The sequence below is a fragment of the Lacrimispora sp. 38-1 genome, assembly GCF_049890855.1.
Classification (GTDB): domain Bacteria; phylum Bacillota; class Clostridia; order Lachnospirales; family Lachnospiraceae; genus Lacrimispora.
The window spans coordinates 1-24,301 of sequence record NZ_JBANEW010000068.1 but is presented as its reverse complement, the minus strand read 5'-3'; the positions used below and the strand labels follow the sequence as shown (position 1 = coordinate 24,301).

The following is a 24,301-nucleotide window of genomic DNA, read 5'->3' as shown; positions in this document are numbered from 1 at the left end:
AGGAAATCAGCGGACGGGTGAAAAAATGGAAAAATATTTAAATGTAAATCTTTCCCCAGAGGAGAGAACGCAGGATTTGTTGTCAAAAATGAGCCTGGGCGAGAAGATGGGACAGGTGAACTGCCTGTTCCCACTTGGAAATACCTGGGACAGCCTGAAAGAAGAAGCAAAGTATGGAATCGGCCAGGTTAGTACATTAGATATGAGAGAAATTGAAAGTTTGGAAAACGCTGCCGCCTGGCAGCAGAAAATACAGAAAATGGTCATGGAGAATAGTGAACACCATATCCCTGCAATCTTTCATATGGAAGGACTGTGCGGTCCGTTCATTCAGGATGGAATAAGTTTTCCTTCAGGGATTGGCAGGGGGGCTTCCTGGAATCCCCAGCTGGAAGAAAAGGTGGGTCAGATTGTCAGCAGGCAGGAGCTGGCATGTGGGATTACTCAGGTGCTGGCTCCGATCCTTGATATTTCCAGAGACTCCAGAATGGGGCGTCAGGGTGAGACTTATGGGGAGGATCCGGCACTTGCAGCAGCTATGGGGACCGCCTATACAAAGGGAGTACAGTCAGGAAAGACTGCAGGACGAAGAGCGGAGTCCATGGCGAAGCATTTTCTGGGATTTCACAATTCACAAGGAGGAATTCACGGCTCAAACTGTGATATTCCTGACAGGCTGCTGGATGAAGTATATGGAAAGCCATTTCAGGCGGCAATCAGAGAAGCGGATCTTAAGGGAATTATGCCGTGTTACTGCTCTATCAATGGAGAACCTTTGTCCGCATCAAAAAAGATGCTGACTGGGCTTCTCAGGGATGAGATGGGATTTAATGGAATCTGCGGATCTGATTATACCGCAGTTGCTAATGTACATGATGTGCAGAAAATTGGAGAGAGCATAACAGAAGCCGGGCTGCTCTGTATGGAAGCGGGAATGGATGTGGAAATGCAGAACTGTGTGGGATATAATGAAGAACTAAAAGAATGGTTTCGCACAGGAAGAGCAGATATGAAAATACTGGACAAAGCAGTTATGAGGGTGTTGGAAGCAAAGTTCCGCATGGGTATTTTTGAGCATCCGTTTGCTTTGGAAGGTGAGGAATTAAGAAACGCATTTTTTGATGAACAGGACAGAAAAATATCCCTGCAGTCCGCGATGGAATCCATGGTGCTTTTAAAAAATAACGGCGCATTGCCACTTGAAAGGGATTTGAAAAAGATAGCTGTTATCGGCTGCCATGCGAAAAATGCCAGAAGTTTTTTTGGTGGATATACACATCTGAGCATGGTGGAAGCAGTATATGCCGTGGCAAACTCAATTGCGGGTATGGAGTCAGGAGACGTAACCAGGAAAAATATGCTAACGGTCCCGGGGACCCAGATTCAAATTGATGAGACAGAAGAATTTGATGCCATCTTGAAACAACAGAAACCGGGATGTCGTTGTCTCCTGGAAGAACTCCGTGAAAAACTGCCTGATGTTGCGATTACTTATGAATATGGGTATCCAATTGCTGGGAATGACTTATCCCATATTGATAAGGCTCTTGAAGCAGTGAAAGATGCTGATTTGGTTATTATGACATTGGGTGGAAAACATGGTTCCTGTTCGGTTGCATCCATGGGTGAGGGTGTAGACAGTACGGACATTAATCTTCCGGTATGTCAGGACACATTCATAAGAAAGGCGGCAGAATATGGCAAACCAATGATAGGAATTCATTTCGATGGGCGTCCGATATCCAGTGATGCAGCTGATACATATCTGGATGCCATCCTTGAGGGCTGGAATCCATCAGAGTGTGGTGCGGAGGCAATCGTTAAGGTGTTGCTGGGAGAATATAACCCGGGTGGAAAGATGCCGGTATCCACGGCATACAATGCCGGGCAGATCCCTATTTATTATAACCATCCCAATGGTTCGGCTTATCATCAGGGAGAAAGTATCGGATTTAAGAATTATGTGAATATGCCGCATACACCCCGGTATTTTTTTGGGTACGGCTTGTCTTATACGGAGTTTGATTATTCGGATTTAAAGTTGGATAAGAAAGAGGTTCGTCCGGGTGAACAGATCAAAATTGAAGTTACAGTAGAGAATAAAGGCAGCAGGGATGGAGATGAGGTTGTACAGCTCTATATCCGTGATAGTTTTGCAAGCATGACGCGCCCTGTAAAAGAACTGGCGGGATTCAAACGGCTGACTTTAAAAGTCGGGGAGAGGAAAAACGTTGTCTTTACAATGAAGGCAAGCCAATGTGCTTTCCTTGACAGAGAAATGAAGTGGAAAATAGAAAAAGGAGAGATAGAGGTCCAGATAGGAAGCTCATCAGAAGATATCCGTTTAAAGGATACATTTATCATAACACAGGATACATGGATACAGGGAAGAGAGAGGGACTTTTATGCGGATTGTAAAGTAAAGTGACGCTTTACAGTTTAGAGGCGAACAGAAAGGAAATATAATATGGAGTTTTTGGCAAAATGGATACAGCCGTCTGAAGAAATGGGGAGTATTTGTCCCGTATTCAGAAAACAGTGGCAGCTTAAAGAACAGCCGGTCAGAGCAATTCTTTATCTGACTGCGCTGGGAGTATATGAAGCAGAATTAAATGGTCAGAGAATCAGTGAATACGTATTGGCTCCCGGTTGGACGGCTTATGAGAAAAGACTGCAATATCAGCAATATGATATTACAGAGCTGTTAAGCGGAATGAATAAACTGTTGGTTACGGTCGGAAAAGGCTGGTTTCGTTCTCCTATGCCAGGTTGGGAGGAAACGGAAGATAAACATAGAAGGAGCAGCCAGCCTTGCGGCATCTGGGGAGAAATTCATCTGATTTATGGAGAGAAAGAAACAGAGATTCTTACAACAGATACTTCATGGGAATACGGTGAAAGTGGGGTAAGATTCAGTGAAATATATGACGGGGAAAATTATGATGCCGGTTATCGTACAGAAGCATGGAAGGCTGTTGCTCCGTTGGACTGGCCGCTTGACATTCTGATTCCCCAGGAAGGAGAAGAAATCCGCGAAATGGAGCGGGTATATGCAAAATCAGTGTTTCAGACCCCGGCGGGTGAAACGGTGGTGGATTTTGGCCAGGAAATAACCGGTTATGCAGAATTTACTGTTGATGCAAAAGCAGGAGATACTGTAAAAATCCTGCACGGAGAAGTATTGGATGCAAACGGAAACTTTTATAATGATAATTATCGCAGTGCCAGGGCAGAAATAAACTATATCTGTGAAGAAGGTACGCAGAAATGGCATCCAGGATTGACCTTTTTCGGATTTCGCTACCTGAAGCTGGAGCAGTTCCCGGGGGAAGCAAAGACAGAAAATTTTACAGCAATTGTAGTTTATTCGGAAATGAAGCGAACAGGAAGAATACAGTGCTCTGATTCAAAGATCAATCAATTATTTTCCAATATTGTCTGGGGACAAAAAGGAAATTTTCTTGATGTGCCGACTGACTGTCCTCAGAGGGATGAGCGGCTGGGGTGGACAGGTGATGCCCAGGTGTTTGTAAAAGCAGCCAGTTATAATTTTGATGTTGAACGCTTTTTTAGAAAATGGCTGCGGGATCTGGCAGCAGATCAGCGTCCAAACGGAGCTGTTGGCCAGGTTATTCCAGATTATATGCCGGAAGGTGCGCCCAGTGCGGCATGGGGAGATGCCGCGGTAATTTGCCCTTGGCAGATTTATCTCACATATGGAAATACAGAGGTACTGCGCGAACAATTTCCAAGTATGAAAAAATGGGTTGATTATATTACCGGTACTACAGAAACGGAATATTTATGGACCAACGGGGAACATTTCGGTGACTGGCTGGGACTCGATGCACCGACAGGCAGCTATAAAGGATCCAGCAGGGAAGATTTTATTGCTTCTGCTTTTTATGCATATTCCACAGGCATTCTGGTGAAGGCGGGAAAAGTCTTGGGAGAAGATGTATCGGAATACGAAAGTTTATACGGGGAAATTATCAGGGCTTTTAGGATAAAATATCCCAGCTGTCTGACTCAGACAGAATATACTCTGTTGGTATGGTTTGAATTATCAGAAAATCCGCAGAAATCGGCAGACGAGTTGGCGGACATGATAAGAAAAGATGGCTGCCAAATGAAAACCGGATTTGTTGGAACACCATATATACTACATGTAATTAGCAAATACGGGCATAGTGAGCTGGCCTACAGCCTGTTGCTGCGTGAAGAGTATCCATCGTGGCTCTATTCTGTGAACAAAGGGGCAACAACGATATGGGAACACTGGGACGGAATCATGGAAAATGGAGAGTTTTGGAGTGTAAATATGAACTCTTTTAATCATTATGCATATGGAGCCGTTGCGGACTGGTTGTATGAAGAAGCAGGCGGTATCCAGCTCATTGAAGAAGCGCCCGGCTTTGCGGCAGTCCGCATTGCCCCCAAACCTGATAAGAGACTGGAATGGTTAGAGGCAGATCTGCAGACCAGAGCCGGCCAGATAACCTCACGATGGACGTGGGTAGAAGACCGGATAAGACTTGAGATAAAAACGGAAAGCCCAGCCTACGTGGTATTAGGAGAGCAGGAAAAGAAAGTAGAACCCGGATCGTACGTCTTTTTTCTATAAAAAGAGGTTTTTAAAGTAGTAAGTTAAAACAGACTTTATATTAGGAGGGTACCATGAAAAGAATACAGCAATATGATATATTTGAGGTAAGTATAAAAGATATTGCAAATGCCGGACTGGTAGAATATTGCGGAATATTTACAAAAGGAAATATTAAAAAAGTTATTCCGGCTTTTAAGTACAGAGAAAAGGAATATATGGTTCGTTTTATGCCAGACCAGACAGGAATATGGAGCTATCGGATTACGCTTGGCGGACAGGAGTTCAGCGGGGAATTCGAATGTATTGCATGTGGCGGCGGTAATCATGGGCCAGTGCGGACGGAAGGCGTTCATTTCCGGTATACTGATGGATCAAGGTATATTCCTTTTGGAACCACCTGTTATGCATGGACCAATCAGCCGGAAGAACTTCAGGTGCAGACATTGGATACCTTAAAGGCTTCCTGCTTTAATAAAATCCGTATGTGTATATTTCCCAAATCCATGCCATATAACAACAACGAACCAGAATATTTCCCGTTTGCAGGATCTGGAAATGAAAAATGGAATATAAAGCAGCCGGTCTTTGCTTTCTGGGATAATCTGGACAAGCGAATAAAAGATTTATGTGAGCTTGGAATAGAAGCTGATATCATTCTGTTTCATCCGTATGACCGGTGGGGATTTGCGAAGATCAGCCAGCAGGAGTCGCTTGAATATCTGGAATATTGTATTGCAAGATTGGCAGCGTACAGAAATGTCTGGTGGAGTTTGGCTAATGAATATGAGATGGTTTATAAAAAGATTATGGAAGATTGGAATGAGTATGGTGAATTGCTGAAGAAAAAGGATCCGTATGGCCATCTTATTTCGATACACCAGATTCTTACCATGTATCCTAAAAAAAATTGGATGACGCATTGCTCCGTACAATCGATGGGGATTCATTATATACCGGTATGGAAACAGGAATATGAAATGCCGGTTATTGTTGATGAGTGCGGATACGAGGGAGATATCGAATATGCGTGGGGAAACATTTCTGCATTTGAAATGGCCCATCGTTTCTGGGTGTCAGTTTGTCGGGGCGGATATTGTACACATGGAGAAACTTTTCATCGCGAGGATGAGGTACTTTGGTGGGCGAAAGGCGGGATTTTATACGGCCAAAGCGAAAGCCGAATTTCCTTTTTGAGAGATTTGCTCTATAGTTTACCCGAAGAGGGGGAATATTTACATCAGATCACTGATGAAAATCCAAATCAGGACAAAGATGCTGTACAGCAGGATAAGTATTTTAAAACTCTTTTGGAAAAAGCAGCACCAGACAGAACGTATGATGTAATTTCACATAGGCCAATGGTACTGTTTGCGGATGATTACCGGCTAGAGTATTTGGGAAGAAGCTGCCCCGTCTTTGCAAGGGTGAATTTGCCAAAAGACGGACAATATCGGGTGGAAGTAATAGATATATGGGCAATGACACGCACTATGATTGCAGAAGGAATCAGCGGCCAGGTAAAAATAGGTCTACCGGGAAAAGAAGGAATAGCAATACTTATTACTCGAATGTCTGGACAATCATTAAAATTGAATTAAATAGTTTTAACTTTATAATGCTGGAAAATAGTGATTTATATGCTATTTTCCAGCATTTTTATTAAACATGATATATTTGTCAAGGTAGATTATCGTTGCTGGAATTCAAAAGTCTAGGGTCTAAACTTAGAATTATTAATTTGCTGATCTCCTATCAGTAAATTTGTCTCTGGCGCCCTGGTGATTTCTGATTTATAGAATAAATTAATTCATATAAAAAACCCCACAAATAACTGGTGGATTAGCAATTTTGTTTATTGGTATGTTCGGATAAAATAGAAAATGCAACAATTGTAATAAAATATTACAAATACGACTGTGATGGACATATCAATATTGTTGACAATGCCTATAAAGTATAAAGTTAAGTAAATAATTTGTAATATAAGTTAAAATAGCGTAATACGATAAAAAGTTGTTAGGGTAAAATGATTATATTAAAAACCATAAATAAATGATAAGGAGATTTTTGTATGGGGCAGAATGCAAAAAATACGGAACGGCTTGGGCTAAAGAAACTGCTGATGTGGCATAGTAGGTCGATATCTTTAGCGTGTAATGCAATTGTTTTGGGCTATTTATCTATTTACTGTACAGACACTTTGTTAATGCCTCCGGCTTTGGTGGGGACTCTTCTGGTGATTAGCAAAGTGATGGATGCTATTACCGATATGATAGCGGGGTATATTGTTGACCGTACGAATACCAGGATTGGACGCGGACGTCCATATGAGTTTGCTGTTATTGGAATGTGGTTGTGCACGTGGCTATTATACAGTTGCCCGTCTGAGGCTGAAATCACACTTAAAACTGTATGGGTTCTAATAATGTTTGTTTTTGTTAATTCTATATTTGTAACTTTATTACATGCTAATGGTATAGTTTATATGGTACGTGCTTTTAAAGGTGATCAAAAATACATAGAATTAAATTCTTACGGTGGTATTATTACAACTATTGGTGTGATTTTCTTGAACATCAGTTTTCCTTCTTTAATGGCAAAACTTGCGGTTTCACCAAAAGGTTGGAGTACGTTGATTGCGATCTATGCAGTACCGCTTTTGTTAATTGGAATGCTTCGCTTTATATTTATTAAAGAAGAAAACCATACGGAGATTTCTGCTATAGGAGAAAAAATCATATTTAAGGATGTTCTGGCTTTATTAAAAGGAAATCCGTATATATATGTAGTTGCGCTTTTAAGTTTTACCAGTAGCTTAGTTGCAAATATGGGAGTGTCTATTTATTACTACACATATATAGTGAAAAATGTAGCAATAATGGGTATAATCGCGGCGACAACAATACTTTCTCTGCCGGTAATGATGTTAGTACCCGTTCTAATGAAAAAATTTACTGCATCCAAAATTGTGATGGGGGGATGTATGATTAGTTCCATTGGATATTTTTCTTTATTTTTTGCAGGGGATAATATTCCACTATTGGCGATTGGAACTGTTATATGCGGAATGGGGAATCTCCCAATAGCCTATTTAACACCTTTGCTTATTATTGATTGTGCTTCTTATAATGAATGGAGAAAACAACCTAGAATGGAGGGAATGTTAGGAAGCATAGTTGGATTTGCAACAAAAGTTGGTTCTGCTATTGGCGCTGGAATGCTTGGATTTCTTTTGGGAAGTGTTGGTTATGATGCTTCTCTTACCATAATGCCCGATAAGGTTATTGCAATGATTCACATTTTATTCAGCATAATTCCTATGTTATTTTATCTGTTAATGACTTTATCTTTGATTTTTTATAAACTTGATAAGATAATGCCGAAAATTAAAGTGGAAAATGAGGAATCACGTAAATCTTCATGGCAAAGCAGAGAAAAACTTCTGGAAAGTTAAAGATTCTATACTGGATTGGGAATCTTATTTATCAAAAATAACTGGGCAAGAATATCTTATATATTTGGCTAAAAAATATGAATATATTTGGGGGAAGAGTAATGTATAAGAGGGGAATTATTTTAACAACCTTTTTGCTTCTATTTTGCCTTTTGAATGCTTTTTTATATGAGGAAGTATTGGCAGGAGAATGTTGTACTCTCGAAAATAATAAGTTTATCTGTTCTGACTCGAGCAGCCATGAGGTGATAAATGCTTGGAAAAAATACGATGACAAATGGTATTACCTATCATCAAATGGTACAATTTTAAAGAACTGCATCTTTGGTTGGGGAACAGCTAGTTATTATGTAGATGCCAGTGGGAAAATGGTTCAAAACAGCTGGGTATATATTGATGAAGCCCAGAACTCGGCTGGTGATTTTGATGAAGGCTGGTATTATTTTGGCCATGATGGAAGATCATATTGTCGTAAAAATAATAGTTTTAAAAAAGTGATTGATGGTAAAACATATATTTTTAATGAAGCGGGACTAATGCTGACGGGTTGGTTTGATAAAGAAGGATATTCCATTAATGAATTAGAAAATCCTTTTATTGATGGAATTTATTTTTCCAAAGAAGACGGTGCATTGCTTACAGAGCAGTGGCTTGACTATGAGACCATAAGTATCAAGTATAAAGGAGCCGATTTATATAGAGAAAATACAGAATGGTACGAAAATAAGTGGATCTTTTTTGATGAAAATTCGAAAAAAATATATAATAGATCTAAGAATATTGAAGGTATATTATATAAATTTGATGAAAATGGAATTGTCAATATGCGATCGACCCTGTGGAAACTTTTGCCGAAGGATTCCATTCATAAGATAGGTGAAAAATATTATGCCTTTGATGGATCAGGTGAAAAAAAGACTGGTTTTGTTCTGTTCGATGGAAAATCTAAATTTATATCTCAACATGATATTGATAGCTTTAGCTCAGATGATTTAAAAAAGGGCTCTATAGATGATATTGAAAATTTCGATCTGTATCTGTTTTCTCAATCTGAAGCAGAAGGGGGTTCAATGCAAACTGGGAAAGAAATAATAGTGGATTTGAGTGATGGGGTATTTTATTTTGGCTTTTCAGACAATGGAAAGGCATATGGGAACAGAAATAAGTTACAAAGAAAAGATGACAAGTATTATATTAACGGTCTTAGACTAGATGCGGATAAAGAATATGGATATGGCATTGTAGAGATAAATAAAAATACCGAAGTTTACTATAAGGTGGTAGATACAAATGGAAAAATGGTAAAAGGTGATAAAAAAGCAGTGAAGGATAAGGAAGGAGGATACCTCATCATAATTAACGGTAGGTTCATAATAAGGGTAGATGACGAAGAAAAGCCAAAATGGAAAACAGGAGAGGAAGGAACTGGTTTTTATAATTTAATGAAAGAAAGTTTTATTGCAGGTTATGATACTGTACCTACTGTAGATAATTTACCTGTAGAGGAGCGATTAAATTATTAGATAATCAATTTATTATTTTATATGACAAATGATTTTTTTCTGTATTTTATGGCATTCCCGGAAACTTATATAATCAATGTATCCAGTATGGGGGATCCGTACCGAGGGAAAGATTTATAGCGATTATAAAAAAATATCTAATGGATATTCTCACGATATTGGGTGGGAGTAGTGCCGGTTAATTTTTTAAAGACGCTTTGATAATAGTTCTGTGAAGAATAACCTAGAGTGACAGCAATCTGTGCCAGTGATAAGTCACTGGTTTCAAGTAGTAATTTACTTTCCGTAATTTTAGTCAGGTTTATATATTCAGTGAGCGTCATACCGGTTTGCTGCTTAAAGTGTCGGCATAGGAATGCTTCACTCATATTTAATTCATTGGCAATATGACAAGTCGATATTTTTTCATAAAGGTGACTCTGCACAAAACGGGACACCTTTTTTATTGTCGGAGAAGAAGCCGGAAGCTCCTGAACTTTTCTAGCCTGTTCGGCAAAATCTAAAAACATATTATTTAGCAAGTTGATAATTGCCGATGAACTATTCAGGTTACGAAATTTACTTATATATTTATTCAGTAAGTCAACACCCATGCTAAAATCTAAACCACCACGAATCGCTGACCTGGAAGCGAGAACAGCGGAACAGATAAAAATATCCTGATATGTTTGGTTACAAGTGACCGATGGAGTAAAATAAAGATCGTTATTGCTGAAATAGGTATTCCAAAGCTTTTTAATTTCTTTGGTTTTACCGTATCTGATATAAGCAAGAATTTCAATCTCCATCTGGGGGGAGAGAGCTTGCGGAATATCGGGTTCTTTACCAAGTGTTGTGCTCTTGTAAGGCGAATCGCTACAAGGAAAATAAGGAATTGGTTCATTTTTATCGTTAAGTAAAACTTGCAGGAACTCTAAAACAGCGATAAACTGTTTTCCTGTCATTAAAGGAACGCTTTGGAACCAATTCAGTAGTTCAGTTGATCTTGGAGTATCTAAATTAAGTGATAAAAGAGTTTCTTTAAAATGTCCTGCTGATACTGCAAATTCTGCAATGGGGCCGATCGTAATATACTGCTGAGTATCATTTAGATGGATCAGGCCACAATATAGATAGTGAGAGCTTAGCGTGTAGAATGCATCGGGTGAAGTATTAGGAGTAGCAGCGGTGCTAAGCAGTATATGAGCAATGTCCAGCTGTGATGCATTTGGATCAAAGAAATATATTGGATTATTACAATCATAAAGGGTAATGGGGATATGAGTGGATTTAAAATATTTAGTTAATAAAGTAATGATGTCCATTATTTAACCTCCTAATAAATCATGTAAATATATTATAACATAGTTTGAAATTTTAGTATAGAAATGAAGAGGATTGTGATAAATTACTATTAAATATATCGAGTACCGACTGTTTTTTTACATTTTTAATAAAGCCAAGGAGATAAAAGATGGATAATACAAAAAAGATCTATTTTGCTAAAGAGGATCCGCAATTTCAGGAGCCTTATATAGATACGGAAGAAATACGAGAGCGGAACTTACCTGGTGATAATGTAATACCGTATCTGTATATACATGGTGGTTTTCATGGAACCAATGTAAAGTTTATTTTTTGTTTTCCGCAAAAAGAGCAGTATCAGGGTCGTTTCTTTCAGTTTCTCTCACCTTTTCCGGGACCAGATGAAGAGATTGCTTCGTTGGAAAAAGTTGCAGAAGATGATAAAATAGCTTTTGCAATAACTCATGGAGCGTATTTTGTTGAAACAAATATGGGGTCAGGAGCTGCTTTTGAAACAATCCCAGATTCGACAATTGTTTATCGTGCCAGTGCAGCAGCAGCAGAGTATTCCAGGGTGAAAGCAAAAGAGTTGTATGGAGAGCATCGGGTATATGGATACATATATGGAGGTAGCGGTGGCGGTTATAAAACCATAAGTTGTATAGAAAATACGAAGGCATGGGATGGCGGTGTTCCTTATATCATTGGTTCACCAGTGGCCATACCAAATTGTCATACAACTAAGGTGCATGGACTGCGGGTGCTTCGGCATGTACTCCCGAGAATTGTTGATGCATTGGAACCCGGGGGAAGTGGAGATATGTATGAAGGATTAAATAAAGAGGAGGCAGCAGTGCTGAAAGAAGTAACCGCTATGGGAATGCCGCCCAGGAGCTGGTTTTGGCATAAGAATATGGATGATGGGGCCCTTCCAGTGCTTGCACCTAGCGTAGTTATGAATGATCCGGGGTATTTTGTAGACTTTTGGAAAGAAAAAGGGTATATGGGAACGGAAGAAAACGGTAGTGCGGTAAATGATCGTATTCAATTTCGCTCCAGAGTAAAAAGGGTTTATATCCCTGAAGAAAAAAAGGAATCTACTGTAAGTGCAGGTAATGGAGCTGATGATGCATTTAAAAAAATGCTGAATGACGGGGGTAAGTGTTATCTTGAATTAGATAAGATTCCGACGGGGAAAGATCTGTATCTTTGTGGTGTCAACATTATATTTGAAGACGGAGAGGCGAAAGATCAGAGATTACTTCTGGGATCAATAGTGGATAATAAAGTAACTATTGGCATGTGCTTTGGAGTTGAGAGTATACCGGAAGTTTTAGGTAAAGTGAAAGCAGGAGATCAGGTGATGTTGGATAATTCTGATTATATTGCTATCCAGACGTATCACCGTCACCAGGTTCCGGATAGAGAGTATACAGTATGGGATCAGTACCGCGATAAGAGCGGGAATCCAGTACTGCCACAGCGCCAAAATATATTAAGTCAGTCGATTGCATTATCCGGTGCAGGTTCTATCCAGGATGGTGATATACAAGGTAAAGCGATTGTGGTAGCATCAGTTATGGATGAAAGTGCATTCCCATGGCAGCCGGACTGGTATAGGAGAAAAGTAACTGAGGAAAAGAGGGAAAATGTTGATGACCAATTTCGCCTCTGGTATGTGGACAATAGTCTCCATGATGATCAGGAAAAGACAGTAGATGAGCTGCATGTTACTTCCTACATGGGATTGCTTCGTCAGGCATTGTTGGATTTGAGTGATTGGGTGGAAAAAGGAATTGAGCCGAGTGATAATACTGCATATACGGTTGAAGATGGACAGGTGATTCTGCCATTGACAGCCAGAGAAAGAAGAGGAATTCAGCAAGTAGTAACTTTGACTGCCAATAGTGGTGTGTGTGCCAGAGTTAAAACCGGAGAAGAAGTGTACTTTGAGGCAAAAGTACAATTTCCGCCAAAGAGTGGTAAGGTTACTGCGGTAGAATGGAGCTTTGAGGGTGAGCAGGACTTTCCGGTAAAAAGTATATTTGAAGAAAAAGAGGATTACACAGTTGCAGAGCAAAAACATATTTATCAGAAGCCGGGAACTTATTTTGCAGTTGTCCGGGTAAAAGCGAATCGTCATGGTGATAGTAGTGATATATTTACGCAAGTGAAAAACATTTGCCGTGCCAGAGTAATAGTAGAGTAGTGGGGAGGATAAATGACTTTCAAAAGAAATTTATTTTAATCTAATTTATTGTTTTTGTTTGGTTCGTCTAAACTATGTATAAGAGCTTTTTCTTTTGTATTATGTTGGTGTGGTAATTTCATTATACAAAAGAAAAAACTCTTTTTTTATTGAAATGGTCTACAAATTAAGGAAGAGGTATATGTGACTAATATACTTGTGGTTGAAAATGAGATTTAATGCTACATAACAAAATATAAACTATAAAATAAGTGTATTATTAAGTGGCATTATGTATGAGGGAAAATTACCCCAATAATGGTATATGATGAGATATGTAAGATCGATATCTACATCTGCTAGAGTTTTCTTTTGTATTGTTTTAGAAGTATAAGTTCATTTGTTACTTTGTTTAATTTTTAATCTTTAAATTCTTTATAAATTCCTTTGGTGTTATCCCTATTGTTTTTTTGAAAATCTTAGAAAAATAATTACTGTCATTATAACCTACCTGGAAAGCAATTTCCGTTACGTTATCTGAACCTGACTCAAAGTAGAATTTTGACAGTTCGATTCTTTGATGGTTAATATAATTGCTTATTGACATCCCGGTATTTTCTTTAAATGTCCGGGATAAGTAACTGGGATTGACGCCAAGCTGAGATCCTAATTCTACAATACATATTTTCCTTGCAATATTAGAGGTAATATAGCAGATTGCTTCTTTTACAATGTTACTATAGTTCAGGGTTGAGAACGTGGCAACAGCATTAGCGTAATCCGTCTCCATTTTCTTGCTAAGAGTGAACAAAAAATCAAAGGATATTGAATTTTCAATAGAAATAGCAAACTTCTCTGAAATAGTATGGAGATATAATACTGGTAGGCCACCCTTCATGGCAGCAGTTCTAAGTAGCGTATTTTTGACAAACATCATATTTTTCAATTGTCTTATTGGATCCTGAGGGATTCGTTTTAAGAGATGATTCAAATGATCTTGAGAATAATGATTGTGTGAGTTTTCATAAAGGTCGGCAAGCTTATTGACATTACCAGATTGTACAGCAAGCATCATTTCCTTTTCAGTTACATAAGCATTTTCAATGGTAGCTATATTCAATGTTGACAACTGTATATCAGCCAAATTAAAAGTGTTATGTTTATCATGTATGCCTTTCATGAAGGACCTCCAACTGAAACTTAAACAGCTCTGGTTGATAGTATATATGTATAAATATTATAACTGAACCATATGAAAAATGCAATAAATTACTGGAATAAGTAAAAATAATACAGGTGAAATTTGTGAGAAAGTAATAAGATATGAAGGAAAGTAAATGGATTTTGCGCAGCTTCTATAAAAACAATTGAGTGTCTGTAACGGATTACAACTGTTACCCTCAATTTTACTTTAAAAGTGGAGAAGGAGATTTTAGTAATGGAAATAAAAAGTTACATACTGTAAAAGATATTTAATTTAGCTGATCGAAAAACGAATGGTTTTATGTAGATTACATTTATTTTGATATCTTATCAAATTTATCAAACAATTGACATATTGGAGGAATTATATTGTGGCTGAAGAAAGAACGATTCAATACAAACTAGCGGAACCATGGAGAAATACACTATGGCCTTTGACAACAGGTGTAAACAATATGTTCATGATTCTGATGATGTTTATTAGTTATGTAGCTGCTGGTGGTTATGGAATTGCAGTATCAGTTGCAGGAATTATAGTAACCGGAACACGTATATTTGATGCAGTACTAGACCCTATTGTAGCACTAATGAGTGATAAACTGACAACGAGGTTTGGAAGAGTACGAATTTTGCTGGGACTGGGCTATGGTATTATGGTGCTTGCAGTGATCATTATTTTTTATTGGGGAATTGGAACAAATACGATAGTGTTTATTTTGGCTTACATATTATATATGGTCGGTTATACGTTTTTTGGAATTGCACAGAACATGGGAGGACCAATCATAACGAATGAACCTAAGCAGCGAATGATTCAAGCACGTTGGCGTACCATTTTTACACAGGTATTTGCAGCACTTGTCAGTGTTTATATGTCAATGTTCCTGGCTAAAAAGTATGGGGGATTGCAGTTAGGTGCCTTTCAGGAGTTGAGTGTGGTCTGCATTGTTGCAGGAGTTGTAATGGTTGCAATATCCATGATTGCCATTTCCCCATATGATAAAATGGACAATTTCATAAGCGGAAAAAAGGAAGCAGTTAAATTAAAAGATTGCTGGGAACTGGTAAAGGGAAATCGGCCAATGTGGGCTTTTATTGTAGCGGCCAGCACAGAGAAATTAGCTCTTCAGGCGGCTAGTCAATCTGCAATAACTACCATGGTTTTTGGTATTATAATCGGTAATTATGCATTCAATGGTTCACTGAATTTAATTACATTAATCCCATGTATTGCCATGATATTTTATGGAACAAAGCTACGAGGAAAAGGAGATGTAAAATCTATTTTGATTAAATGGTCTTGGATTGCTATCGGATTTGCGGTGCTGCTAATTGCATTTTTGGCCATTGATGATCCTACTAAAATTAGTGTTTCGCCTATATACACTGCACTATTCCTAATTCTATTTTGTTTATTTACAGGAGCAAAAGTTATCACAAGTGTCTGCACCAGCGCAATGATTCCTGACCTGGTTGACTATGAGATGTATCGTTCAGGGAATTATCTGCCTGCGACGGTAGGCGCAATTTATAGTTTTATAGATAAATTGATATCATCTTTAGCAACAACGATAGTTGCATTTTGTATAGCCACTATAGGCTATGCCTCACAGATGCCGCAGCCAACAGATCCAAGAACGCCTGCAATCTTTTGGATGTCTATGGCTTTATGGCTTGGATTGCCGATTTTGGGCTGGTTGTTTACTGTCGTAGCAATGAGATTCTATAAGCTGGATGGTGAAATGATGAAGAAAGTACAGATTGCCAATCAGATAAAGCGTCAAGAGATGTTAACTAAATAGCTACGGGTACATACTGATAGAAAAATAATCTGAAAGCTGCAGATAGTTTTTGTACTGCAGCTTTTTGATTAAAATTGAAAATTATTAGCAGTTCGGTGAAGATTTGTAAATAAAATAAATTATAAATCAAAAAACATTTAGGAGGAATTCATGAAAAGAAAAGAAATACTGCAAAAATTAGGCTATATAGTTCCGGAGATAAAGCAAAAAAGAGTTATTGTTCATGCAGATATAGCAGCCGAGGCAGATGACCAGTATGCAATCGTTCACCATTTGTTGACACCGTCAGAGCAGGTAGTTGGAATAATTGCTGCAAATTTTGAGTGGCGTTATCGAACAATTCCTAAACTTGGGGCACAACGTTTTACAAGTATGGAAAAAAGCTTTGAAGAAGGAGAGAAAATTTTAAAGCTTATGGAAATGGAGGATGTACCTTTGGTCAAAGGAGCAGTACATGAGATAATAGATTTAGAGAATTTACCGTCATCTCCAGGAGCTGATTTTATTATTAATGAAGCAATGAAGGATGATGATACACCTTTATTTGTAGCCTTACAAGGAGGCCTTACTGATTTGGCAATTGCATATCTTAAGAATCCAAAGATTGCAGAAAGACTTACTGCGGTATGGATAGGCGGAGGCAAATATCCAAATGGAGGACGTGAATCTAATATGCAGCAGGATGTACTTGCGGCTCAGATCGTTTTTTTTAGTGAAATTCCTTTATGGCAAATTCCAATAAATGTTTATAGTGGCGTTCACATTACGTTTGCAGAGCTTATGCTTAAGGTAAAGCCCCATGGAGAACTTGGAAAATATTTAGTTGATGAAATGTTTTCTGTAAATGACTGGTATGGCAAGATTCCTAGGAGATTACCGTTTCCACATGGTGAAATATGGGGGATCGGGGATCAACCTACGGTAAGTGTATTATTGCAAAATTCAGGATATGAGTGCTGGCATATAGAAAAGGTAACATTGAATGATGATATGACATATACCCCCAATCCTGAAGGCAAAGAGATCAGGGTCTACGACTGTATTGACAGACGTATGACTCTGGAGGATTTTTTTGCTAAGTTACAGCTGTGTTATGGTAAATAATATAATGATTGTAATTCTTTAGGGTCACGATTGATCTGTGATAGTTATAAAAAAATAAGTAAATAGAATAAGTAGAGAAAGGACTATTTCATGAGACAAATAATCAATATAAACAACCAATGGAAATTTACAAAATGCAACGAAGAACAGGCTACTCAAAACTCATTAATTGATAAAAGTTGGGAAGATATAAATATACCGCATACCTGGAATGCAATTGATGGTGCAAACGGAGTGGACTTTTACAAGGGCGCCTGTTGGTATAGAAAGGAATTTAAAGTTAATTCCTTAACACTTGGAAGTAAAGTATTTATAGAATTTAATGGATCTAATAGTATTACAGATGTATATGTAAATGGCAATTATATAGGACAGCATCGTGGAGGCTATTCTACATTTCGATTTGATATTACGAATGTAATAGAATATGGATCGAATAATATATTATCTGTTAAAGTGGATAATACAGTCGTAGATGACGTATATCCTCAAAAAGCTGATTTCACTTTTTACGGCGGGATTTATCGGGATGTTAACATTATAATAACTGATAACTTACATTTTGATCTAATGGATTATGGCTCCCAAGGGGTTTATATTGGCCAGGAAAAAGTGGATCATGATAGTGCTGTTCTAAAAATTAAAACTAGATTAAAAAATGAATATGAGGAAGATCAAAAAGTCCGACTCTGGGTGAAGATAATTGATTCGGAAGGAAATGATGTTACATATTCTGCCCAGGAAGTATTATTAAAAGCTTTGGACACTTCAGAAGTGGAGCTCTCTGCAAAAATTTTAAAACCTATCTTGTGGAATGGTAGAAAAAAACCTAACTTATATAAAGCCATCGTATCGTTAATAAAACATAACGATACTACGGATGAATTGGTAATTCCTATTGGGATAAGATTTTTTCACGTGGACTCTGAAAAGGGCTTCTTCCTAAATGGAGATCATTTCGCTTTAAATGGTGTTTCAAGACACCAGGATCGGAAGAATATGGGGTGGGCCATTACAAAGAAAGAGCAGATTGAGGATATGGAACTAATAAAAGAGATCGGGGCAACTTCAATTAGACTGGCACATTATCAGCATAGTCCATATTTCTACGATTTGTGTGATCAGGAGGGGATGATAGTATGGGCTGAAATACCATTTATTTCAGTTATGTCCAAAGAGGATTTAACCGGCTCCAATGCTAAACTGCAGATGCTTGAATTGATTAAACAGAATTATAATCATCCTTCAGTGATTTTTTGGGGATTACAAAATGAAATTCAAATTGGAGGAGATCGTCAGGAAATAAAGACGGTCGTAAAAGAATTAAATGAATTAACTAAAAAAGAGGATCCATATAGATTAACAACTATGGCAAATGTTACCTTTGTAAAGAATACAGATGAATATAATTATATCACAGATGTCTTGGGATTTAACAAATATTTTGGCTGGTACAGCGGTAAGACGGAAGATATGGCTCAATGGCTGGATGATTTTCATGAAATCAATCCACAGGTTAAATTAAGCATTTCGGAATATGGAGCAGAGGGAATTGTGGAGTATCATAGTGATGCGCCGGTAGTCCGTGATTATTCGGAAGAATATCATGCACTATACCATGAAACAACTTGGAAAATATTTATGGAACGGCCGTTCCTTTGGGGAACTTATGTATGGAACATGTTTGACTTCGGCGCAAACATCAGGGATGAGGGCGGTGTCAAGGGTAGAAACAATAAAGGTCTGGTAACTTATGACAGAAAGATAAAAAAAGATGCTTTTTATTTATATAAAGCTTTCTGGAGTGATGAAAAGTTTATTTATATCACCGGTAAACGCTATGTAGACAGATGTGCAGATGAAATACAGATAAAGCTATATTCAAATTGTGAAAAGGTAAGTCTGCTGGTAAATGGAAAGGAACTTGAGACACAAGAAAAGAATGATCGTATATTTATATTTGCGAATGTTCCATTGGAAAAAGAATGGAATGAAATAAGAGCAATGAGCAAAAATGACGATGGCTGTTGGGAAGATATTGCACATTTCCATAAAACTGCTGAGCAAAATGAATATTATAAAGCTCCAGGTACCGGTGTGGGTGAAAATGTAGAAAACTGGTTTGTACTGCCAGATTTAGGTGAGGTCATAATCGAAGACTTGGAAATTACAGCTGATGTTTATTCTACACAATGCACTTACAGAGAAATTATTGAGAATGAAGAAACTAAGGCTATTTATCGTAAATATTTTGGAAACAGAGATGAGCATCCGATGTTTTCCATGGTACTTGACATGAAGATTGATACAACAGCAGCACAGGATAATAGTGAAGAAAATAAAAAGCGGATGTATATGTTGAATAGAGAATTGACTAAGATAAAAAAATCAAAATAATCGGTACGGTGAAGAAGTCAGTTAAATGTAAGAATAATTGAAAACGGTTAATATTTATAACGTTGGAGGAAACAATTTGAAAAGAGAAGAAGTATTAAGCAGATTAGGGTATACAGATGGTTCATTTTTCATTTCCGCTTTGACCAAGCTAGAGGCTTATGGATATAAGACCAGACTAGTTCAATAATCCAAAAGTAAATAAAAGCTATGATTATGATTGAAGACAAGGAAAGATAATGCTAACAATAGCGTAATCTTTCCTTTAGGTCCAAATCAGGACTCATTTCTTGTTACATGTTTGAAAATAGCAGGGGTAGAAATGATTATTGTTTTCAAGCATAGTTTGTTAAGGTATGTTATATTTACCTGCTATAGCTTTATTCTCCTCCTAAACGATTTATACACGCAATACACGATGGGATCTTTGCGTACCTTTGAAAATATGAAAAGTGTTATACGTAAAGAAAGCATCATTTTAAAACGCAACTTTAAAAATGTTTGCGGGGATTAACAATTCATTAACAGAAGAATGGTAAGTTATAATGAAAATAAACGAGGAGGGATATTATGATAAATATATTAATAGTAGAGGATGATAAAGACTTAAATCATACGGTATGTAAGCACTTAAGTTTTCACCAATATCAGGTAACGGGTTGTTTGAATCCGACAGAGGCCTATGAGTGCATGTATAGCGGTCATTATGACATTATCATTTCAGATATTATGATGCCTGGCATTGATGGGTTCGAATTTGCTGAGGCAGTGCGAAAGCTAAACTCCAATATCCCAATCCTGTTTATGACAGCCAGAGAGGATTTTTCAGCAAAAGAACGGGGATTTCGGCTGGGAATTGATGATTATATGGTAAAGCCCATTAATTTGGATGAATTGTTGTTGCATATTACAGCACTGCTTCGCAGGGCCAATATTGCCGCCGAAAAGAAGCTGGTCATTGGCGACCTGATTCTGGACGAGAATGAAATAAGTGCAGCTATAAATGGAGAACAGGTTCCTTTAACTTTACGGGAATTTCAGATACTTTTTAGATTACTATCTTATCCCAACCGTACCTTTACCCGGAGTCAGCTAATAAACGAATTTAGTGGAGTTGAAAGTGAAAGTGGACTTCGCACCGTGGATGTATTCATCACAAATCTACGATCAAAATTTTCGGACAGCAGTGCATTCAAAATTATAACTGTACGAGGACTTGGCTATAAGGCGGTGATTTCATGAATTCCAATAAGGATCCACGCATAAATGCTAAAAGTTCATACAGTATGGGCTATATAGGAGTAGTGTATCGGTTTATTTATATCTAGTAGTTGTATATATCACGGATATAGTAATGCGGCATAAAGTTTGCATAACCAGTTCTATACGCTAGCCCTGTATGCCTTTTCCGTTATAGTTTAATAAAACATTAACATAAATACAGAGATGTATTAACAATTATGCCGTATGATCATTGAATCAGCTGTAAGACCGAAAGTTCAGCAGACTGTTAATATTACTCTTAAATAATTAAAGAAAGGTTGTGTATAATATGGGAAATTCATTGGAAGGTAAAGTTGCGATTGTAACAGGTTCAGGGCAGGGAGTCGGGCGAGGTATTGCTATTTTCCTTGCAAGAGAAGGGGCAAAGGTTGTTACGAATAACCGTAAACCAAAAACTAATGATACGATTACAGTAAATGAATCCTTTAAATCCATTGGCTTAAAGGGCAATGCAGAATTTGATTTGGAGGAAGAGAAAAAAATAATGAAGATGCGGGGGGATGCAGAAAGCACTGCTTCCGAAATCAGGTTAGAGGGTGGTAAAGCGACCGCATTTTACGGCGATGTATCAGACTATGAAGTAGCTGGAAAATTAGTGCAGACAGCTATTGATACATATGGTCGTCTTGATATTGTAATAAATAATGCTGCGGGTTTAGGATTTGGTCCTTTTGTACAAACCACAGAGTCAGACTGGGACTATCAAACGCAGACTAAGCTGAAAGGCGCCTATAATCTTATGTCACATGCTGTTCCGGTCATGATAAAGCAAGGCTATGGCAGAATATTAAACAGTGCTTCCGATGCATGGACTGGAATTGCAAATTTAAGTGCCTATAGTGCAGCAAATGCCGGAATCGTTGGATTAACGAAAGCTACAGCCAAAGAACTTGATCGTTTTGGCATTACTGTAAATGCCTATTGCCCTCAGGCAGCCTCTCCGGGACACATGAGCTTTAATGCAACGTTAAAGACTATGATGGAGGAAAATGGAATTAAAGCCGATCCGAATGATAAGCGTGTGGAGACATCTGAAAAAGAACATGGCCCGGCTGAAAATCTTGCCCCATTTTTAGCATATCTCTGTACTGTAAATGCAAAATATGTCAATGGAGCTGTTTTTACAGTAACAGGTGGAGGAAGGATATCCCTGTACGCCGAACCGATAATAACGAATGAAATCAGAAAAGATATGGAACCTTGGAGTGTAGAAGAGCTTATTGACCAAGTTCCAAGGACTTTATTAAAAGATTATACATCTATTGCATCACAAAGAGAATTTTAACTAATTTAAAAAATTATTATGAAATAAAATTTTGGGAGGAAAACATGGACAGACAAAAAGTATGAGTCATAACCGGCGCCAGCGGTATGGGACTTGCAACTGCAAAGATAATGGGAAAATCACACTATGTTATTATTTCTGGCCGGACAATTTCAAAATTACAAAATGCAGTAAATGAATTACAGGAAGCAGGAATAAAAGTTGAAGCGATAGCGTGTGATATCAGTGACAGAGCATCTGTGGAAAAATTGGCAGCAAGGGCAAATGAAGTTGGAAAAGTTACAGCTGTAATTCATGCTGCAGGCATGAGCCCGCATATGGGAACAGGAGAAATGCCTCTTAGAGTAAATGCTTTGGGGGCCATTTATGTTAATGAAGTATTTTCAAAGGTTATGGGTGATAAATCCTGTATTCTGGATGTTTCCTCTATCTCAGCATATTTGCTCCTGCTGATGCTATCCCGAAAAAAATTTATCCGGAAAGTTATAAAAATGTAGAGCAGTTTCTAGATAAAATGATAGAAATTAATAATAAAGTTCCTGAAAACATGCAGACTGCTATGGCTTATGGAATATCGAAGAATTTTGTAAATTGGAGGGCAAAGCACGATGCAGGCAGATTGGGGGATAAAGGCATTCGCGTGGTTTCAGTTTCTCATGGAAAATTTGAAACGCCAATGGGAGCGTTAGAATCTGAGGATGGTAAAAAATATATTCAGGCATGTGCTATTAAACGTTTTGGTTATCCGGAAGAAATTGCTTATTTATTTTCAACTATTGTTGATGAAAGAAACGGTTATCTGACTGCTACAGATATTATTTGTGACGGAGGTATGATCGGATTTGGTTTAGAAAAGATCAAAAAGTAGCATAGTGCAGTTATTCAGCGTGACGGAGACTTGGTATTCTTTCCAAATGCTCCGGTTCGCATTTGGTTCTATATACCGTGAGAAAAACATGGTGACCTAATGGGAGAGGAGGGGTGGACCACTTAGTCCGTTGCTTAGCAATGTCATGCTGAATGAGTTGGACAAGGAACTGGAATGCAGGGAGGTTTTAGTGTTCTAATTATTATCCGCGAGGAGCAGGAAACTGGCGTTTCTGGATTTAAAGTCAGTGCAGCAGACAGAGATAAGCTCCAACTTGTTAAAGAGCATGCTGAAAAAGGTAAATTTGATATTCTACTGGTGTTTATGTTTGATAGACTTGGTAGAAAATCCGATGAAACTCCTTTTGTTGTAGAATGGTTTGTAAAGAAAGGTATTAAAGTATGGAGCGTCAATGAAGGAGAACAGCGATTTGACTCGCATACTGACCGCTTAACTATTACATCCGTTTCTGGCAGGCTGACGGTGAAAGCCAAAAAACCTCCATAAGAACTAAAACCGCCCTTAGCCAGATGGTTCAGGAAGGTCGCTTCCGCGGGGGCGTGGCACCATACGGATATCGGCTCGAAAAAAGCGGATTAATGAATAAGCGTAAGCATGAGGTCAATAAACTGGTGATTGATGATGAAGCTGAAGTAATACACATGATGTATAACCTATGCGTATCTTCTGGATATGGGCGCTGGCGTATCGCTATGTTTTTAAATGACAAAGGTATCAAAACTCGGAATGGTGCAAACTGGCATGAATCATCGGTAGGAGCAATTTTGAAGAATGTTACCTATAAAGGGATATTACGAAGTGGAACCACATTTTCGGATCCTTTTAAGGAACTTCAAATTATTGATCGATATACATTTGATCTTGCTCAGGAGCTAATAGAAGAACGCATCAATCAGAAGAAGGAAGAGAGAACTGCTCCGTTAAATACTTCAGGACAGTCACTTCTATCAGGGAATGTGTTTTGTGGTCACTGTGGAGGCCGTCTGGTCTTAACAACTAACGGCAAAGTAGTTAGACTAGCGAATGGTGAAACAAAAGGCGTTAAGCGAATAAGATATATTTGCTATAATAAAACAAGACGCCGTCTTGAGTGCGATGGTCAGACAGGATATACAATGCACTTACTTGACGATGCAATTACTCAAGTGCTGCATCAAATTTTTGAACGTATGTCAATAGTCCCCGACAACATGGTTGTCAGCAACGCACAAGATTGTCACATGACAGAACTCCGGACAGAAATTAAAAGGATGAAAACTGAGAATACCAAGGCAAATACAGAATA

General features: G+C 38.1%; 17 protein-coding genes. 15 read left to right on the top strand and 2 right to left on the bottom strand.

Annotated features, from left to right (window positions below; translation table 11 throughout):
• The first annotated feature begins 25 nt into the window (after nt 1-25).
• From V7D18_RS20200 to V7D18_RS20180, 5 genes are all read left to right on the top strand, one after another.
• Nucleotides 26-2,428 carry a glycoside hydrolase family 3 N-terminal domain-containing protein gene (locus V7D18_RS20200; protein ID WP_426156899.1) on the top strand — a complete coding sequence of 801 codons (2,403 nt, stop codon included), beginning with the start codon at nt 26-28 and terminating at the stop codon, nt 2,426-2,428.
• Between the two features lie 39 nt (nt 2,429-2,467).
• Complete coding sequence (locus V7D18_RS20195) at nt 2,468-4,624, top strand: family 78 glycoside hydrolase catalytic domain (protein WP_426156897.1); 2,157 nt, start codon at nt 2,468-2,470, stop codon at nt 4,622-4,624.
• Between the two features lie 53 nt (nt 4,625-4,677).
• Nucleotides 4,678-6,204, top strand: a complete 1,527-nt coding sequence (locus V7D18_RS20190) for a DUF5605 domain-containing protein (protein WP_426156895.1) — start codon at nt 4,678-4,680, stop codon at nt 6,202-6,204.
• 473 nt (nt 6,205-6,677) lie between these two features.
• Nucleotides 6,678-8,060, top strand: coding sequence for an MFS transporter (locus tag V7D18_RS20185; RefSeq protein WP_426156894.1), 1,383 nt, complete (start codon nt 6,678-6,680; stop codon nt 8,058-8,060).
• A gap of 101 nt (nt 8,061-8,161) precedes the next feature.
• A complete protein-coding gene (locus tag V7D18_RS20180; protein WP_426156892.1) occupies nt 8,162-9,583 on the top strand; it encodes a cell surface protein in 1,422 nt (473 codons plus the stop codon).
• Nucleotides 9,584-9,720: 137 nt separating this feature from the next.
• Here the strand turns inward: V7D18_RS20180 and V7D18_RS20175 are convergent, their stop codons facing one another.
• Nucleotides 9,721-10,887, bottom strand: coding sequence for a helix-turn-helix transcriptional regulator (locus tag V7D18_RS20175; RefSeq protein WP_426156890.1), 1,167 nt, complete (start codon nt 10,885-10,887; stop codon nt 9,721-9,723).
• A gap of 149 nt (nt 10,888-11,036) precedes the next feature.
• Here V7D18_RS20175 and V7D18_RS20170 point away from each other — a divergent pair, with 149 nt between their 5' ends.
• A complete protein-coding gene (locus tag V7D18_RS20170; RefSeq protein WP_426156888.1) occupies nt 11,037-13,076 on the top strand; it encodes a hypothetical protein in 2,040 nt (679 codons plus the stop codon).
• A 391-nt stretch (nt 13,077-13,467) separates the two neighbouring features.
• Here V7D18_RS20170 and V7D18_RS20165 read toward each other — a convergent pair whose 3' ends face one another.
• Entirely contained in the window at nt 13,468-14,235 is a 768-nt protein-coding gene (locus V7D18_RS20165; RefSeq protein ID WP_426156886.1) for a helix-turn-helix transcriptional regulator, read from the bottom strand.
• 394 nt (nt 14,236-14,629) lie between these two features.
• On the opposite strand from V7D18_RS20165, the gene V7D18_RS20160 reads away from it, so the two are divergent.
• The 9 genes from V7D18_RS20160 to V7D18_RS20120 form a co-directional block, all read left to right on the top strand.
• Entirely contained in the window at nt 14,630-16,060 is a 1,431-nt protein-coding gene (locus tag V7D18_RS20160; protein ID WP_426156885.1) for an MFS transporter, read from the top strand.
• Nucleotides 16,061-16,210: 150 nt separating this feature from the next.
• Complete coding sequence (locus V7D18_RS20155) at nt 16,211-17,164, top strand: nucleoside hydrolase (RefSeq protein ID WP_426156883.1); 954 nt, start codon at nt 16,211-16,213, stop codon at nt 17,162-17,164.
• Nucleotides 17,165-17,254: 90 nt separating this feature from the next.
• Nucleotides 17,255-19,561: a glycoside hydrolase family 2 TIM barrel-domain containing protein gene (locus V7D18_RS20150; RefSeq protein WP_426156881.1), complete on the top strand. Its 2,307-nt coding sequence runs from the start codon at nt 17,255-17,257 to the stop codon at nt 19,559-19,561.
• A gap of 567 nt (nt 19,562-20,128) precedes the next feature.
• On the top strand, nt 20,129-20,800 hold the full coding sequence (locus V7D18_RS20145) for a response regulator transcription factor (RefSeq protein ID WP_426156879.1): 672 nt from the start codon (nt 20,129-20,131) through the stop codon (nt 20,798-20,800).
• Nucleotides 20,801-21,110: 310 nt separating this feature from the next.
• On the top strand, nt 21,111-22,127 hold the full coding sequence (locus tag V7D18_RS20140; protein ID WP_426156877.1) for an SDR family NAD(P)-dependent oxidoreductase: 1,017 nt from the start codon (nt 21,111-21,113) through the stop codon (nt 22,125-22,127).
• A 68-nt stretch (nt 22,128-22,195) separates the two neighbouring features.
• The gene (locus tag V7D18_RS20135) at nt 22,196-22,624 is read left to right on the top strand and encodes an SDR family NAD(P)-dependent oxidoreductase (RefSeq protein WP_426157002.1); all 429 of its coding nucleotides are present in this window, start codon (nt 22,196-22,198) and stop codon (nt 22,622-22,624) included.
• A gap of 17 nt (nt 22,625-22,641) precedes the next feature.
• Nucleotides 22,642-22,995: an SDR family oxidoreductase gene (locus tag V7D18_RS20130; RefSeq protein ID WP_426156875.1), complete on the top strand. Its 354-nt coding sequence runs from the start codon at nt 22,642-22,644 to the stop codon at nt 22,993-22,995.
• A 174-nt stretch (nt 22,996-23,169) separates the two neighbouring features.
• A complete protein-coding gene (locus tag V7D18_RS20125) occupies nt 23,170-23,502 on the top strand; it encodes a recombinase family protein (protein WP_426156873.1) in 333 nt (110 codons plus the stop codon).
• Between the two features lie 92 nt (nt 23,503-23,594).
• Nucleotides 23,595-24,301 (top strand): recombinase family protein (locus V7D18_RS20120; protein ID WP_426156871.1); only part of this gene is annotated, 707 nt, incomplete at its 3' end.